Here is a 13,766-nt window from a genome sequence, read left to right as displayed (position 1 = left end):
ATTTTAAAAAAGGAAATCACTATGTCTTTAGAAATTTTAGATCAGCTTGAAGAAAAAATTAGACAAGCAGTAGAAACCATTCAATTACTTCAACTTGAAGTAGAAGAATTAAAAGAACAAAAAAATCAATCTCAACAAGCGGTAGAAGCGTTGCAACATGAAAACGAGCAACTTAGAAATGAACACCGCAACTGGCAAGAACACATTCGTTCATTGTTGGGTAAATTCGACAACGTATAATGACTATAAAGGCTTAGAAAATCTAAGCCTTTTTTCTTATTAGGAAACAATATGAATATTTGCGTGATTTCAGGCAGCACATTAGGCGGCGCTGAATATGTGGCGGAGCATTTGGAAGATGTGTTAAAAACACAAAATTTTTCTACCGCACTTTTCCACGGACCAGAACTTGATGATGTGATTGATGAAAATATTTGGTTAATTGTCACTTCAACACATGGCGCAGGTGAATTGCCTGATAATTTAAAACCACTCTTTGAACAAATTGCAGCATCAGATAAAGATTTATCTTCTCTCCGGTTTGCCGTTGTAGGCTTAGGCAATTCAGATTACGATACATTCTGTCATGCCGTGAATAAAGTTGAAACACAATTAAGTGAAAAAAGTGCGGTCAAAATTTGCGACAGTTTAAAAATCGATGTCTTACATGTTGATGATCAAGAGCAATTTGCTGAAGATTGGCTACCACAATTTATAAATGCACTTTAGTCATAATAAAGCGATAATTTGAGTTATCGCTTTTTCTTTATCCATTATCCCAAAAAATCACCTGTGGATAACTTTAATAAAACCTGTCAAAAACTTGTTCTTTTCCACTGAGTAAATCTGATGATTGTTTTAACTGTGGATAAAATTAAAGGTTATCCACAAGAAAAAGCCTCCAAACTGACGACATTTCAACACAGTCTAAAACGATCTAACTTCTTTATTTAAAAAAGGAAAAGGATCTTATTCACAAGGTAAAAGGATCCTAATAGTAACAATAATAAGATCTTTATATATAAATAGATCTTATCTTTATTACCTCTCGATCTTCTCTTATCACAGATTGAATTCTTGCTTTCAAGCACACGTAATTTTCAGTAGAATAGCGCCTATTTTTAGATCGAAGATCAAATTGAAGACGAAGAGAGATATATGTTTTACACCGAAAATTATGATGTGATCGTTGTTGGTGGCGGTCATGCCGGTACAGAAGCCGCATTGGCTCCGGCACGCATGGGATTAAAAACCCTATTATTGACACATAATGTTGATACCCTTGGACAAATGTCATGTAACCCCGCTATTGGTGGTATTGGTAAAGGCCATTTAGTGAAAGAAGTGGATGCCATGGGCGGATTAATGGCGCATGCTGCAGATAAGGCGGGGATTCAATTTCGTACTTTAAATAGCAGTAAAGGACCTGCTGTACGTGCAACCCGAGCTCAAGCTGACCGCGTGTTATATCGTCAAGCCGTACGCATCGCACTAGAAAATCAACCTAATTTAGATATTTTCCAACAAGAAGTAACCGATATTTTAATTGAGCAAGATCGCGTTTGTGGTGTGGAAACCAAAATGGGACTTAAATTTCGTGCTAAATCGGTGATTTTAACAGCCGGTACTTTCTTAGCGGGTAAGATCCATATTGGTTTAGAACATTATGAAGGTGGCCGAGCTGGTGATCCAGCATCTGTTACACTTTCTCATCGTTTACGTGATCTGAATTTACGCGTTGATCGTTTAAAAACAGGTACGCCACCACGTATTGATGCACGCACGATCAATTTCGATATATTGGCTAAACAACATGGTGATGCCGTATTACCGGTATTCTCTTTTATGGGCTCAGTGGATGATCACCCTCAACAAATTCCTTGTTATATCACTCACACTAATGAACAAACCCATGAAGTGATCCGTAATAACTTGGATCGCAGTCCAATGTATACTGGTGTGATAGAAGGGATCGGTCCACGTTATTGTCCATCTATTGAAGATAAAGTGATGCGTTTTGCGGATCGTAATTCACATCAAATTTATTTGGAACCAGAAGGCTTAACCAGTAATGAAGTGTATCCAAACGGGATCTCTACTAGTTTGCCGTTTGACGTACAAATGGGCATTGTGAATTCCATGAAAGGTTTGGAAAAAGCGCGCATTATTAAACCAGGTTATGCCATTGAATACGATTATTTTGATCCACGTGACTTAAAACCAACGTTAGAAACTAAATCAATTTCGGGTTTATTCTTTGCGGGTCAAATTAACGGTACAACCGGTTATGAAGAAGCGGCGGCACAAGGCTTATTGGCGGGGATTAATGCAGGTCTTTACGTGCAAGAGAAAGAGGCATGGTATCCACGTCGCGATCAATCTTATACTGGTGTATTGGTGGATGATCTTTGCACGCTTGGTACCAAAGAACCGTATCGTGTATTCACTTCTCGTGCGGAATACCGTTTGTTATTACGTGAAGACAATGCGGACATTCGTTTAACGCCAATTGCCCATGAATTAGGTTTGATTGATGAGGCTCGTTGGGCACGCTTTAATCAAAAAATGGAAAATATTGAACAGGAACGCCAACGCTTACGCAGTATTTGGTTACATCCGCGTTCTGAATATTTAGAAGAAGCCAATAAAGTGCTTGGCAGCCCACTTGTGCGTGAAGCCAACGGTGAAGATTTATTACGCCGTCCGGAAATAACTTACGATATTTTGACTTCTTTAACGCCATACAAACCGGCAATGGAAGACCGAGAAGCCGTAGAACAAGTGGAAATTGCCATTAAGTATCAAGGCTATATTGAGCATCAACAAGAAGAAATTGAAAAACAAAAACGCCACGAAAATACAGCTATCCCGGCTAACTTTGATTACAGCAAAGTTTCCGGTTTATCTAATGAAGTACGTGCGAAGTTGGAACAGCATCGTCCAGTTTCAATTGGTCAAGCGAGCCGAATTTCAGGCATTACTCCTGCGGCAATTTCAATTATTCTGGTGAATTTGAAAAAACAAGGTATGTTGAAACGCGGCGAATAATGTTTAAAAATGAAAAGTGCGGTTAAAACTAACCGCACTTTTTTATGATTAAATTTAAAGAACCTTATTAATGGGCGAGAGCTTGTTTCACTGCTACATCCAATCCTGCTGTTGGACGACCAAGCAATTTCTCAAGGGTTTTGTCTTCTGAGAATAATGCACCGTTTGATGCATCTACATCCCATTGTGCAATTAAGCCTGCAAATCCTTCATCTAATCCTGCTTGTACAAGTGCTGCGGCATAATCTGCTGCAGGAATATCCACGTAAGGGATATCTTTACCTGTTTGTTTGCTGATTTCTGCTGCAAGGTCGGCTAATGTCCAGCTGGTTGATCCGGCAAGTTCGTAAGTTTGGTTTTCATGACCTTCACTTAATGCGACGTTTACTGCTGCTTCAGCAAGTTCTGCACGAAGTACAGACGAAATTTTACCGTTTTTTGCTGAACCGTAGAAAGCATTGTTTGCTAATGCTGCCGGAATTGAAGCTGTGTAGTTTTCGGTGTACCAACCATTGCGTAAAATAGTGTAAGTAATACCCGAAGCTTTTAATGCGGCTTCAGTTTCAACGTGCTCACCGGCAAGGGATTTTACGGTATTATCGTTTGTTGCGCCGAGTAAACTGGTATAGATAATATGTTTCACACCCGCTTTTTTCGCTGATTCAATTACGTTGTTGTGTTGTAATGCACGCTGACCGACTTCACTACTTGAAACAAGAATTAAAGTATCTACGCCTTGTAATGCTTCTACTTGACCTTCTGTTTTTGAATAATCAAATTTGCGGGCTTCTACACCTGAAATTTTTTCTGGAGAGCGTACAAGCGCGATGACGTTTGCTTGTTTTGCTTTTAATAAGTCTAATGCGATTGCGCCAAATTGACCTGTTGCACCAGTAATTGCGATAGTTTTAGTTGTCATGATGTTTTCCTTCTCGTTAAGTTGAAATGATATTTGAACATTTGATTGTTCGCTTGATGTGGCGTATTATATTTTAATACTTACTTTTGAGAAGTACTTACGTAAACGTAAGTTTTGGAATTTTTAAAAAATAATTTTTAACTTATTGATTTTTAAGGAATTAAAAATGAAAAAAAATTTAAATCGTGGGAATGTTCTGGCTTCAACTTGCCCTTCTCGCCAAATTTTGCAACATTTAACCAGCCGTTGGGGCGCATTGGTGTTGGTGAGTTTGCATTCTGGTACCAAGCGTTTTAGTGAACTTCGCCGTGCGATTGATGGCATAAGTGAACGTATGTTGACTAAAACCCTGCAGGAATTGGAGGCTGATGGTATGTTAATTCGTAAATCCTATAATACCGTGCCACCGCAAGTGGATTATACATTAACAGAATTTGGAACAGAAGCTTCTAATAAGATGTTTGAGTTGGTGGACTGGTTGGAAACGAATTTAGGGAATATTTTGGCAAGCCAGAAGAAATAATGTTTCAAGCTAGGCATTTTCAAGTAGAATGATGACAAACAGACAAGATAGATAGAAAAATGAAAGCAAAACTCGAAAATTTACTGGCTCAAGCAGAAATTCAATTAACAGATCAACAAAAAGATCAGCTGATTCAGTTGGTACAATTACTCAATAAATGGAACAAGGCTTATAATTTAACCTCTGTACGTGATCCACAAGAAATGTTAGTAAAACATATCTTGGATAGTATTGTTGTTAGTCCTTATTTACAAGGGGAGCATTTTATTGATGTGGGAACCGGTCCAGGCTTGCCAGGCCTGCCTTTAGCTATTATTAATCCTACCAAGCAATTTGTCTTGTTAGATAGTTTAGGTAAGCGTATTAGCTTTATTCGAAATGCAGTACGTGAGTTAGGACTAACAAATGTAGAACCCGTTCTTAGCCGTGTCGAAGAATACCAACCTGAACAAAAATTCGACGGTGTATTAAGTCGTGCATTTGCTTCGTTAAAAGATATGACAGATTGGTGTCATCATTTGCCAAAGAAAGATGGATATTTTTATGCCTTGAAAGGCATTTATCACGAAGATGAAGTTCAAGAATTAGACAAAAAATTCGAAGTAAAAGACGTGATAACTTTACATGTCCCTGAGCTTGTAGGTGAACGACATTTAATCGTTTTACGATAAAACACACTTTTTTTACGGCTATTTTGTTAATTATTTTTTAAAAGTGTGATTTGTTTAACATTTTTTAGTGGTTAAAAAGTTGAAACTCTTTGTAGCACGGGTATAATTAGGTAGTTTTTGTATTTTAAAAAAATAAGATAATGTCTAAGGTTTTAACGCAGGCCAAAAATCGATATCAAAAAGCGATGATCATTGAATCAGTTTGTCTTGTTGTTTTTGGTTCGTTAGTTGCGCTTTGGCAAGGTGAAAGTGCGGTAGATTTTAGTTTAGGATTTATCTGTGCTTTTGTGCCATTTTGTGCTTTTGCTTATATTGTTTTTTTTCGCAAACAAGATTTCTCAACAAAATTAACGGCATTTTATCGTGGTGAAACATTGAAATTTATGCTGACGATTGTGCTTGTGGGTGTGTCCTTTAAATGGCTTTCTATCTCACATTTTATTTTGTTTTTTGTTGGTTTTTTTACGGCATTAGCGTTGAATAATGTTATTCCGTTTTTGTTAAATAGATCTTAATTTTTTCTACAAAGGGTTGACTATGTCTGGACAAACAACTTCCGAATATATTAGTCACCACTTGTCTTTCTTGAAGACAGGTGATGGTTTCTGGAACGTTCACTTCGATACGCTTTTTTTCTCAATTGTATCGGCAGTGATTTTCTTGTTTATCTTTTCTCGTGTTGCAAAAAATGCTACGACAGGCGTACCAGGCAAAATGCAATGTTTGGTTGAAATTGTTGTAGGTTGGGTTGATGGTATTGTGAAAGAAAACTTTCATGGTCCGCGTAATGTGGTAGCACCAATTGCTTTAACCATTTTCTGCTGGGTATTCATTATGAATGCTATCGACTTGATCCCAGTTGATTTTCTTCCTCAATTTGCCGGTCTTTTTGGTATTCATTATTTAAGAGCAGTACCAACAGCAGATATCAGTGCAACATTAGGTATGTCAATCTGTGTATTCTTCCTCATTCTTTTCTATACAATTAAATCAAAAGGTTTTGGTGGTTTAGTTAAAGAATATACACTCCACCCTTTTAATCATTGGGCGTTTATTCCTGTAAACTTTATTCTTGAAACTGTAACTTTATTAGCGAAACCTATTTCTCTTGCTTTCCGTCTTTTCGGTAATATGTATGCAGGGGAATTAATCTTTATTCTTATCGCTGTGATGTACTCTGCAAATGTGGCCATAGCAGCATTGGGAATCCCATTACACCTAGCTTGGGCTATTTTCCATATTTTGGTTATTACGTTACAAGCATTCATCTTTATGATGTTAACGGTGGTTTATTTAAGTATTGCTTATAACAAAGCAGAACATTAATTTTTATTAACCGGCTCTAGGGCTAAACTTAACTTCTATCTATTGGAGAACATTATGGAAACTGTAATTACAGCGACAATCATTGGTGCATCAATTCTTCTTGCATTTGCTGCATTAGGTACTGCAATCGGCTTTGCGATCTTAGGTGGTAAATTCTTAGAATCATCTGCTCGCCAACCTGAATTAGCATCTAGCCTACAAACTAAAATGTTTATCGTGGCTGGTCTTTTGGATGCGATTGCAATGATTGCTGTTGGTATTTCATTACTTTTCATTTTCGCAAACCCATTCATCGGTTTATTACACTAATCACCTTATTTGCTTATCAACGTAAAACAAGCATAGTAAGGAGGACGTTGTGAATTTAAATGCAACATTGATTGGTCAACTTATTGCATTCGCACTTTTCGTGTGGTTCTGCATGAAGTTTGTTTGGCCACCAATTATTAATGCGATTGAAACACGTCAAAGCCAAATTGCGAACGCCTTAGCGTCAGCTGAAGCAGCGAAAAAAGAGCAAGCAGATACTAAAAATCTTGTTGAACAAGAACTTCTATCTGCAAAAGTACAAGCTCAAGAAATTTTAGATGCTGCGAATAAACGTCGCAATGAAGTGTTAGACGAAGTGAAGGCAGAAGCTGAAGAACTAAAAGCAAAAATTATTGCTCAAGGTTATGCTGAAGTAGAAGCAGAACGTAAACGTGTTCAAGAAGAATTACGTGTTAAAGTGGCTTCATTAGCAGTAGCGGGTGCTGAGAAAATTGTGGGTCGTTCTATTGATGAAGCGGCAAACAATGACATTATTGATAAATTAGTTGCAGAGTTATAAGAGGCTTAGCTTATGTCAGAATTAACTACAATAGCTCGCCCTTATGCAAAAGCTGCATTCGACTTTGCCATTGAACAAAGTGCGGTTGAAAAATGGACTGAAATGTTAGGTTTTGCTGCAGCCGTAGCTGAAGATGAAACGGTAAAAGCTTACTTAAGTAGTTCTCTTTCTGCACAGAAATTAGCTGATACAGTAATTTCTATTTGTGGCGAACAATTGGATCAATATGGGCAAAATCTTATTCGGTTAATGGCTGAAAATAAGCGTTTGAGTGCGATTCCTACCGTGTTTGAAGAATTTAAACATTATGTGGAAGAACATCAAGCTATTGCAGAAGTTGAAGTAACTTCAGCACAACCATTGAATGCAACACAAATCGAAAAAATTGCAGCTGCAATGGAAAAAAGATTAGCTCGCAAAGTGAAATTAAATTGCAATGTAGATAGCTCACTGATTGCCGGTGTAGTGATTCGTACAGAAGATTTTGTGATTGACGGAAGTAGTCGTGGACAACTTGCTCGTCTCGCAAATGAGTTGCAATTATAAGAGGAATACAAGATGCAACTAAATTCAACTGAAATTAGTGAATTGATTAAAAAACGCATCGCTCAATTTGACGTGGTGAGCGAAGCCCGTAATACAGGGACAATTGTTTCTGTAAGTGACGGGATTATTCGTATTCATGGCTTAAGCGATGTGATGCAAGGCGAAATGATCGCCTTACCAGGCAACCGTTACGCAATGGCACTTAACCTTGAACGTGATTCTGTTGGTGCGGTAGTAATGGGTCCTTACGCAGACTTAGCGGAAGGTATGGAAGTACAATGTACTGGCCGTATCCTTGAAGTACCAGTTGGTCGTGGTTTATTAGGTCGTGTGGTAAACACACTTGGTCAACCAATCGATGGCAAAGGCGAAATTGAAAACGATGGTTTCTCTCCTGTTGAAGTTATTGCGCCAGGTGTTATCGATCGTAAATCTGTTGATCAGCCTGTACAAACTGGTTATAAAGCGGTTGACTCCATGGTTCCAATCGGTCGTGGTCAACGTGAGTTAATCATCGGTGACCGTCAAACGGGTAAAACAGCATTAGCAATCGACGCAATCATTAACCAACGTGATTCAGGTATTAAATGTATATATGTAGCGATCGGTCAAAAAGCGTCGACTATTGCAAACGTAGTGCGTAAATTAGAAGAGCACGGTGCGCTTGAAAACACTATCGTTGTTGCGGCATCTGCATCTGAATCAGCTGCGTTACAATATTTAGCGCCTTATGCTGGTTGTGCAATGGGTGAATATTTCCGTGATCGCGGTGAAGATGCGTTAATCGTTTACGATGACTTATCAAAACAAGCCGTTGCTTATCGTCAAATTTCATTATTATTACGTCGTCCACCAGGTCGTGAAGCATATCCAGGTGACGTATTCTATCTACACTCACGTTTACTTGAACGTGCTGCACGTGTAAGTGAAGAATACGTAGAGAAATTCACTCAAGGCGCAGTAAAAGGAAAAACAGGTTCTTTAACCGCTCTTCCTATTATTGAAACTCAAGCGGGTGACGTTTCAGCATTCGTTCCAACTAACGTAATTTCGATTACCGATGGTCAGATTTTCTTAGAATCTAACTTATTTAATGCTGGTATTCGTCCTGCGGTAAACCCTGGTATTTCGGTATCTCGTGTGGGTGGTTCTGCACAAACTAAAGTAGTGAAAAAATTAGCTGGTGGTATCCGTACTGCATTGGCTCAATATCGTGAATTAGCGGCGTTTGCTCAGTTCGCATCTGACCTTGATGATGCAACCCGTAAACAACTTTCTCACGGTGAAAAAGTTACTGAATTATTGAAACAAAAACAATATGTACCGCTTAGCGTAGCAGACCAATCTGTGTTGCTTTTCGCGGTTGAGTTTGGCTATTTAGAAGATGTGGAATTGCAAAAAATTGCAAGTTTTGAAGCCGCACTTTTAGATTATGCTCGCCGTAACCACAGCGAGTTTATGGCTGAATTGACCAAAACCGGTAACTACAATGATGAAGTTAAAGCATCATTGAAAGCGATTTTGGATAACTTTAAAGCCAATAGCGCGTGGTAAAAGTAACGGAGAAATAAGATGGCAGGTGCAAAAGAGATAAAAACCAAAATTGCCAGTGTACAAAGTACACAAAAAATTACTAAGGCAATGGAAATGGTGGCAACCTCGAAAATGCGTAAAACGCAAGATCGTATGGCTGCTTCTCGTCCGTATTCTGAAACAATACGAAATGTTATCAGCCACGTCTCTAAAGCAACTGTTGGTTATAAACACCCATTTTTAATTCAACGCGAAGTAAAAAGAGTCGGGATCTTAGTAGTCTCGACTGACCGCGGAATGTGTGGCGGTTTAAACATTAACTTGTTTAAAACTGTGATGACAGAAATCAAACAATGGAAAGATAAAGGCGTTACTGTTGAATTGGGCTTAATTGGCTCAAAAGGCATTAGCTTTTTCCGCTCATTAGGATTACCTGTTCGTGCACAACTTTCCGGTTTGGGTGATAATCCGGCAATGGAAGATTTAATCGGGGTCGCAAACGACATGTTTGATGTCTATAAAGACGGCGAAGTAGATGCAGTTTATATTGCCTACAATAAATTCGTTAATACAATGGCACAAAAACCCGTTTATCAACAATTAATACCATTACCGGCATTAGAAACCGATAATTTAGAGCAAAGACAAAGCACCTGGGATTACCTTTACGAGCCAGAGCCAAAAGTCTTATTAGACAGTTTGCTTACTCGTTATTTGGAATCACAAGTGTATCAATCTGTGGTAGATAACCTTGCTTCCGAGCAAGCTGCTAGAATGGTAGCAATGAAAGCGGCAACTGATAATGCAGGTAATTTAATCAATGACTTGCGATTAGTTTACAATAAAGCCCGTCAAGCAAGTATTACAAATGAATTAAACGAAATCGTCGCCGGCGCGGCAGCGATTTAATAAAAGAGGAACGGTAATGTCAGCAGGAAAAATTGTACAAATCATCGGCGCGGTGATTGACGTTGAATTCCCACAAGATGCAGTACCAAAAGTTTACGATGCATTAAAAGTTGAATCAGGTTTAACCCTTGAAGTTCAACAACAATTAGGTGGCGGCGTAGTTCGCTGTATCGCATTAGGTACATCTGACGGCTTAAAACGTGGCTTAAAAGTAGAAAATACTGGTAACCCAATTCAAGTTCCAGTAGGGACTAAAACGCTAGGCCGTATTATGAACGTATTGGGTGAACCAATCGATGAGAAAGGTGATATTGGCGCGGAAGAAAATTGGGCTATCCATCGTCCAGCACCAAGCTACGAAGAACAATCTAACAGTACGGAATTATTAGAAACTGGTATCAAAGTTATCGACTTAATTTGTCCATTCGCAAAAGGTGGTAAAGTTGGTCTATTCGGTGGTGCGGGTGTAGGTAAAACCGTTAACATGATGGAATTAATCCGTAACATCGCGATCGAGCACTCAGGTTACTCCGTATTTGCGGGTGTGGGTGAACGTACTCGTGAAGGTAACGACTTCTATCATGAGATGAAAGATTCTAACGTATTAGATAAAGTATCATTAGTTTACGGACAAATGAATGAGCCACCAGGTAACCGTTTACGTGTTGCGTTAACTGGTTTAACTATGGCTGAAAAATTCCGTGACGAAGGTCGTGATGTATTATTCTTCGTGGATAATATCTATCGTTATACTCTTGCTGGTACTGAAGTATCTGCGTTATTAGGTCGTATGCCATCTGCGGTAGGTTACCAACCAACATTAGCAGAAGAAATGGGTGTGTTACAAGAACGTATCACTTCAACCAAAACAGGTTCTATCACCTCTGTTCAAGCGGTATACGTACCTGCGGATGACTTGACTGACCCATCTCCGGCGACAACCTTTGCGCACTTAGACTCAACAGTTGTATTAAGTCGTCAAATTGCATCTTTAGGTATTTACCCTGCGGTTGACCCATTAGATTCAACTTCACGTCAATTAGACCCACTCGTTGTTGGTCAAGAGCACTATGATGTAGCGCGTGGCGTACAAGGTATCTTACAACGTTATAAAGAATTAAAAGATATTATCGCAATTCTTGGTATGGACGAGTTATCTGAAGATGACAAACTTGTGGTAGCACGTGCACGTAAAATTGAACGTTTCTTATCACAACCGTTCTTCGTTGCTGAGGTATTTAACGGTACTCCAGGTAAATACGTTTCTTTAAAAGAAACTATCCGCGGCTTTAAAGGTATTTTAAACGGCGAATACGACCATATTCCAGAACAAGCGTTCTACATGGTCGGTACAATCGACGAAGCGCTAGAAAAAGCCAAAAATATGTAATCACTTCAAGTCATTTGAAGGAGAACAAAAATGGCGACATTTAACCTAATAATAGTCAGCGCAGAGCGAAAAATCTTTGAAGGTGCTGTGAAACAAATCCAAGCAACAGGTGTGGAAGGTGAACTTGGTATTTTACCAAACCACACCCCTTTGATGACGGCGATTAAGCCAGGGATTGTTAAATTCACCCTTGAAGATGGCAATGAAGAAGTTATCTATGTTTCAGGCGGCTTCTTAGAAGTTCAACCTAAAGTAGTAACGGTACTTGCCGATGTTGCAATTCGCGGTAGCGAGTTAGATGCAGATCGTATTCGTGAAGCAAAACGTAAAGCGGAAGAAAATATTGTGAATCACGCAGTTGATGTGGATCATGATTTACTTGTGGCTAAACTTTCTAAAGAGTTAGCAAAACTTCGTGCTTACGAACTTACAGAAAAACTCGTTAAATCAAAACGATAAGTTAATGATAATAAAAAAGAGCGGTTATTTTGACCGCTCTTTTTGTTTTTCTATCGTAAGAAATATCGATACGCTTTACTTTCACTCACATCTTCATAAACATAGCCGAGTTCTGCTAAAGCTTGTTCAAATTCTGCGTTATCTTTTTCGCCTAATTGGAAAGCCGCAAGAATATTACCGTAATCGGCTCCATGTGCACGATAATGGAATAATGAAATATTCCAACGTTTACCCAAAATTTCTAAGAATTTAAGTAAAGCGCCTTTTTGTTCTGGAAATTCAAAGCTATAAAGTCTTTCATGATGATTGGAAACTCGTCCACCCATTAAATAACGCACGTGAGTTTTCGCAATATCATCATCAGACATATCTTCCACATCAAAGCCATTTTTCGTTAAATCAGCAATAATTTCCGATTTTTCAGCTTCATTAGCCGTGCGCACACCAACGAAAATACAGGCTTTTTGATTATCTGCATAACGATAACTGAATTCTGTTACTGCACGGTTGCCGATGACATGGGCAAATTTTAAGAAGCTACCCGGTTGTTCCGGCATAGTTACTGCCAATAAAGCTTCACGGTTTTCACCAATTTCACAACGTTCTGAAACATAACGCAATGTATGGAAGTTAAGGTTGGCGCCAGATAGAATTGCCGCCATATTTTTGCCTTCCAAATTGTTTTGTTTCACGTATTTCTTCAAACCGGCTAATCCTAAGGCGCCAGATGGCTCTGCGACAGCACGCACATTTTCAAATAAATCTTTCATTGCCGCACAAACTTCATCGCTGTCTACCAATACCATACCATCTAAATATTTTTGACATAAACGGAATGTTTCATCACCAATACGTTTTACCGCTACGCCGTCGGCGAATAAGCCAACGTGTGCTAAATCCGTCGGTTCGCCTTTTTCTAATGCGACAGTTAGACAGGCAGAATCTTTGGATTCCACGCCGATGACTTTAATTTCCGGCATAAATTGTTTGAGTAAAATTGCCACACCGGCCGCCAAACCGCCACCGCCGACTTGCACGAAGACATAATCCAAATCAGCCACCTGTTGTAGCATTTCCATTGCCAATGTGCCTTGACCGGCGATGACCAATGGATGATCAAACGGCGGGATAAATGTCATATGTTTAGATTTTGAAAGCTCAATGGCTTTAGCTTTTGCTTCATCAAAATTGGCCCCGTGTAACAACACTTCACCACCAAAACCACGAACAGCATCCACTTTAATGCTCGGTGTATTTTGTGGCATAACAATTAATGCTTTTAAGCCAAGCTGTTTAGCTGATAAAGCAACGCCCTGAGCATGATTGCCCGCGGAAGCTGCAATGACACCTGCCTGTTTTTGTTCATCAGAAAGACTGGAAATCATTGCATAAGCACCACGAAGCTTAAAGCTATTTACTGGCTGGCGGTCTTCACGCTTAATCCAAATATTATTATGTAGGCGATCAGACAATTTGCCCATTTTTTGTAGTGGAGTTACGGTAGCGGCTTCATATACTCTGGAGCCAAGTTTAACAATCGCGTTAATGTAATCCGATTGAGAGGGTTGAGGATTGGTGAGTAGGTTTTTCATGATATTTGTTGTTTATGATGA

At 39.0% G+C, this 13,766-nt stretch carries 16 protein-coding genes; 14 read left to right on the top strand and 2 right to left on the bottom strand.

The features are described 5' to 3' along the window. Nucleotides 1-21 precede the first annotated feature (21 nt). The 3 genes from PARA_RS02955 to mnmG all read left to right on the top strand — a co-directional run bounded on the left by PARA_RS02955 (nt 22) and on the right by mnmG (nt 3,048). Nucleotides 22-240: a cell division protein ZapB gene (locus PARA_RS02955; RefSeq protein WP_014064476.1), complete on the top strand. Its 219-nt coding sequence runs from the start codon at nt 22-24 to the stop codon at nt 238-240. Nucleotides 241-291: 51 nt separating this feature from the next. Next, nucleotides 292-729 carry an FMN-binding protein MioC gene (gene mioC / locus PARA_RS02950; RefSeq protein WP_014064475.1) on the top strand — a complete coding sequence of 146 codons (438 nt, stop codon included), beginning with the start codon at nt 292-294 and terminating at the stop codon, nt 727-729. Nucleotides 730-1,158: 429 nt separating this feature from the next. Continuing rightward, nucleotides 1,159-3,048 (top strand): tRNA uridine-5-carboxymethylaminomethyl(34) synthesis enzyme MnmG, encoded by a 1,890-nt coding sequence (gene mnmG / locus PARA_RS02945; protein WP_014064474.1) that lies wholly within the window; start codon nt 1,159-1,161, stop codon nt 3,046-3,048. 67 nt (nt 3,049-3,115) lie between these two features. Here mnmG and PARA_RS02940 read toward each other — a convergent pair whose 3' ends face one another. After that, nucleotides 3,116-3,967, bottom strand: a complete 852-nt coding sequence (locus PARA_RS02940; protein ID WP_014064473.1) for an SDR family oxidoreductase — start codon at nt 3,965-3,967, stop codon at nt 3,116-3,118. Between the two features lie 166 nt (nt 3,968-4,133). On the opposite strand from PARA_RS02940, the gene PARA_RS02935 reads away from it, so the two are divergent. The 11 genes from PARA_RS02935 (at nt 4,134) to PARA_RS02885 (ending at nt 12,153) form a co-directional block, all read left to right on the top strand. Then, nucleotides 4,134-4,490: a winged helix-turn-helix transcriptional regulator gene (locus tag PARA_RS02935; RefSeq protein WP_041918212.1), complete on the top strand. Its 357-nt coding sequence runs from the start codon at nt 4,134-4,136 to the stop codon at nt 4,488-4,490. Nucleotides 4,491-4,549: 59 nt separating this feature from the next. After that, a complete protein-coding gene (gene rsmG, locus PARA_RS02930) occupies nt 4,550-5,161 on the top strand; it encodes a 16S rRNA (guanine(527)-N(7))-methyltransferase RsmG (RefSeq protein ID WP_014064471.1) in 612 nt (203 codons plus the stop codon). Between the two features lie 140 nt (nt 5,162-5,301). Continuing rightward, nucleotides 5,302-5,676, top strand: a complete 375-nt coding sequence (locus PARA_RS02925; protein ID WP_041918211.1) for an ATP synthase subunit I — start codon at nt 5,302-5,304, stop codon at nt 5,674-5,676. 22 nt (nt 5,677-5,698) lie between these two features. Then, entirely contained in the window at nt 5,699-6,487 is a 789-nt protein-coding gene (gene atpB, locus PARA_RS02920) for a F0F1 ATP synthase subunit A (protein ID WP_014064469.1), read from the top strand. 54 nt (nt 6,488-6,541) lie between these two features. Continuing rightward, nucleotides 6,542-6,796: a F0F1 ATP synthase subunit C gene (atpE, locus tag PARA_RS02915; protein ID WP_005629249.1), complete on the top strand. Its 255-nt coding sequence runs from the start codon at nt 6,542-6,544 to the stop codon at nt 6,794-6,796. A gap of 49 nt (nt 6,797-6,845) precedes the next feature. Next, nucleotides 6,846-7,316: a F0F1 ATP synthase subunit B gene (gene atpF, locus PARA_RS02910; protein WP_005699161.1), complete on the top strand. Its 471-nt coding sequence runs from the start codon at nt 6,846-6,848 to the stop codon at nt 7,314-7,316. Between the two features lie 12 nt (nt 7,317-7,328). Next, entirely contained in the window at nt 7,329-7,862 is a 534-nt protein-coding gene (gene atpH / locus PARA_RS02905; RefSeq protein ID WP_014064468.1) for a F0F1 ATP synthase subunit delta, read from the top strand. Nucleotides 7,863-7,874: 12 nt separating this feature from the next. Then, nucleotides 7,875-9,416, top strand: a complete 1,542-nt coding sequence (gene atpA, locus PARA_RS02900) for a F0F1 ATP synthase subunit alpha (RefSeq protein WP_014064467.1) — start codon at nt 7,875-7,877, stop codon at nt 9,414-9,416. 18 nt (nt 9,417-9,434) lie between these two features. Further along, nucleotides 9,435-10,304: a F0F1 ATP synthase subunit gamma gene (gene atpG, locus PARA_RS02895; RefSeq protein ID WP_014064466.1), complete on the top strand. Its 870-nt coding sequence runs from the start codon at nt 9,435-9,437 to the stop codon at nt 10,302-10,304. A 16-nt stretch (nt 10,305-10,320) separates the two neighbouring features. Beyond that, nucleotides 10,321-11,694, top strand: a complete 1,374-nt coding sequence (gene atpD / locus PARA_RS02890) for a F0F1 ATP synthase subunit beta (RefSeq protein ID WP_014064465.1) — start codon at nt 10,321-10,323, stop codon at nt 11,692-11,694. A gap of 30 nt (nt 11,695-11,724) precedes the next feature. Further along, nucleotides 11,725-12,153, top strand: coding sequence for a F0F1 ATP synthase subunit epsilon (locus tag PARA_RS02885; protein ID WP_005699104.1), 429 nt, complete (start codon nt 11,725-11,727; stop codon nt 12,151-12,153). A gap of 50 nt (nt 12,154-12,203) precedes the next feature. Here the strand turns inward: PARA_RS02885 and ilvA are convergent, their stop codons facing one another. Continuing rightward, nucleotides 12,204-13,745, bottom strand: coding sequence for a threonine ammonia-lyase, biosynthetic (ilvA, locus tag PARA_RS02880; RefSeq protein WP_014064464.1), 1,542 nt, complete (start codon nt 13,743-13,745; stop codon nt 12,204-12,206). Nucleotides 13,746-13,766: the final 21 nt, after the last annotated feature.

The sequence above is a fragment of the Haemophilus parainfluenzae T3T1 genome (genome assembly GCF_000210895.1).
GTDB lineage: Bacteria > Pseudomonadota > Gammaproteobacteria > Enterobacterales > Pasteurellaceae > Haemophilus_D > Haemophilus_D parainfluenzae_A.
The sequence above is the reverse complement of the archived record's forward strand: the minus strand, read 5'-3'. Positions and strand labels throughout refer to the sequence as shown.

Excerpts from the sequence above, each read along its gene's own strand:
- PARA_RS02955 (WP_014064476.1), top strand. The coding sequence starts at position 22 with ATGTCTTTAGAAATTTTAGATCAGCTTGAAGAAAAAATTAGACAAGCA.
- atpD (WP_014064465.1), top strand. The coding sequence starts at position 10,321 with ATGTCAGCAGGAAAAATTGTACAAATCATCGGCGCGGTGATTGACGTT.
- PARA_RS02940 (WP_014064473.1), bottom strand. The coding sequence starts at position 3,967 with ATGACAACTAAAACTATCGCAATTACTGGTGCAACAGGTCAATTTGGC.
- ilvA (WP_014064464.1), bottom strand. The coding sequence starts at position 13,745 with ATGAAAAACCTACTCACCAATCCTCAACCCTCTCAATCGGATTACATT.
- mioC (WP_014064475.1), top strand. The coding sequence starts at position 292 with ATGAATATTTGCGTGATTTCAGGCAGCACATTAGGCGGCGCTGAATAT.
- atpB (WP_014064469.1), top strand. The coding sequence starts at position 5,699 with ATGTCTGGACAAACAACTTCCGAATATATTAGTCACCACTTGTCTTTC.
- mnmG (WP_014064474.1), top strand. The coding sequence starts at position 1,159 with ATGTTTTACACCGAAAATTATGATGTGATCGTTGTTGGTGGCGGTCAT.
- PARA_RS02925 (WP_041918211.1), top strand. The coding sequence starts at position 5,302 with ATGTCTAAGGTTTTAACGCAGGCCAAAAATCGATATCAAAAAGCGATG.
- PARA_RS02935 (WP_041918212.1), top strand. The coding sequence starts at position 4,134 with ATGAAAAAAAATTTAAATCGTGGGAATGTTCTGGCTTCAACTTGCCCT.
- atpA (WP_014064467.1), top strand. The coding sequence starts at position 7,875 with ATGCAACTAAATTCAACTGAAATTAGTGAATTGATTAAAAAACGCATC.
- PARA_RS02885 (WP_005699104.1), top strand. The coding sequence starts at position 11,725 with ATGGCGACATTTAACCTAATAATAGTCAGCGCAGAGCGAAAAATCTTT.
- atpG (WP_014064466.1), top strand. The coding sequence starts at position 9,435 with ATGGCAGGTGCAAAAGAGATAAAAACCAAAATTGCCAGTGTACAAAGT.
- rsmG (WP_014064471.1), top strand. The coding sequence starts at position 4,550 with ATGAAAGCAAAACTCGAAAATTTACTGGCTCAAGCAGAAATTCAATTA.
- atpE (WP_005629249.1), top strand. The coding sequence starts at position 6,542 with ATGGAAACTGTAATTACAGCGACAATCATTGGTGCATCAATTCTTCTT.
- atpH (WP_014064468.1), top strand. The coding sequence starts at position 7,329 with ATGTCAGAATTAACTACAATAGCTCGCCCTTATGCAAAAGCTGCATTC.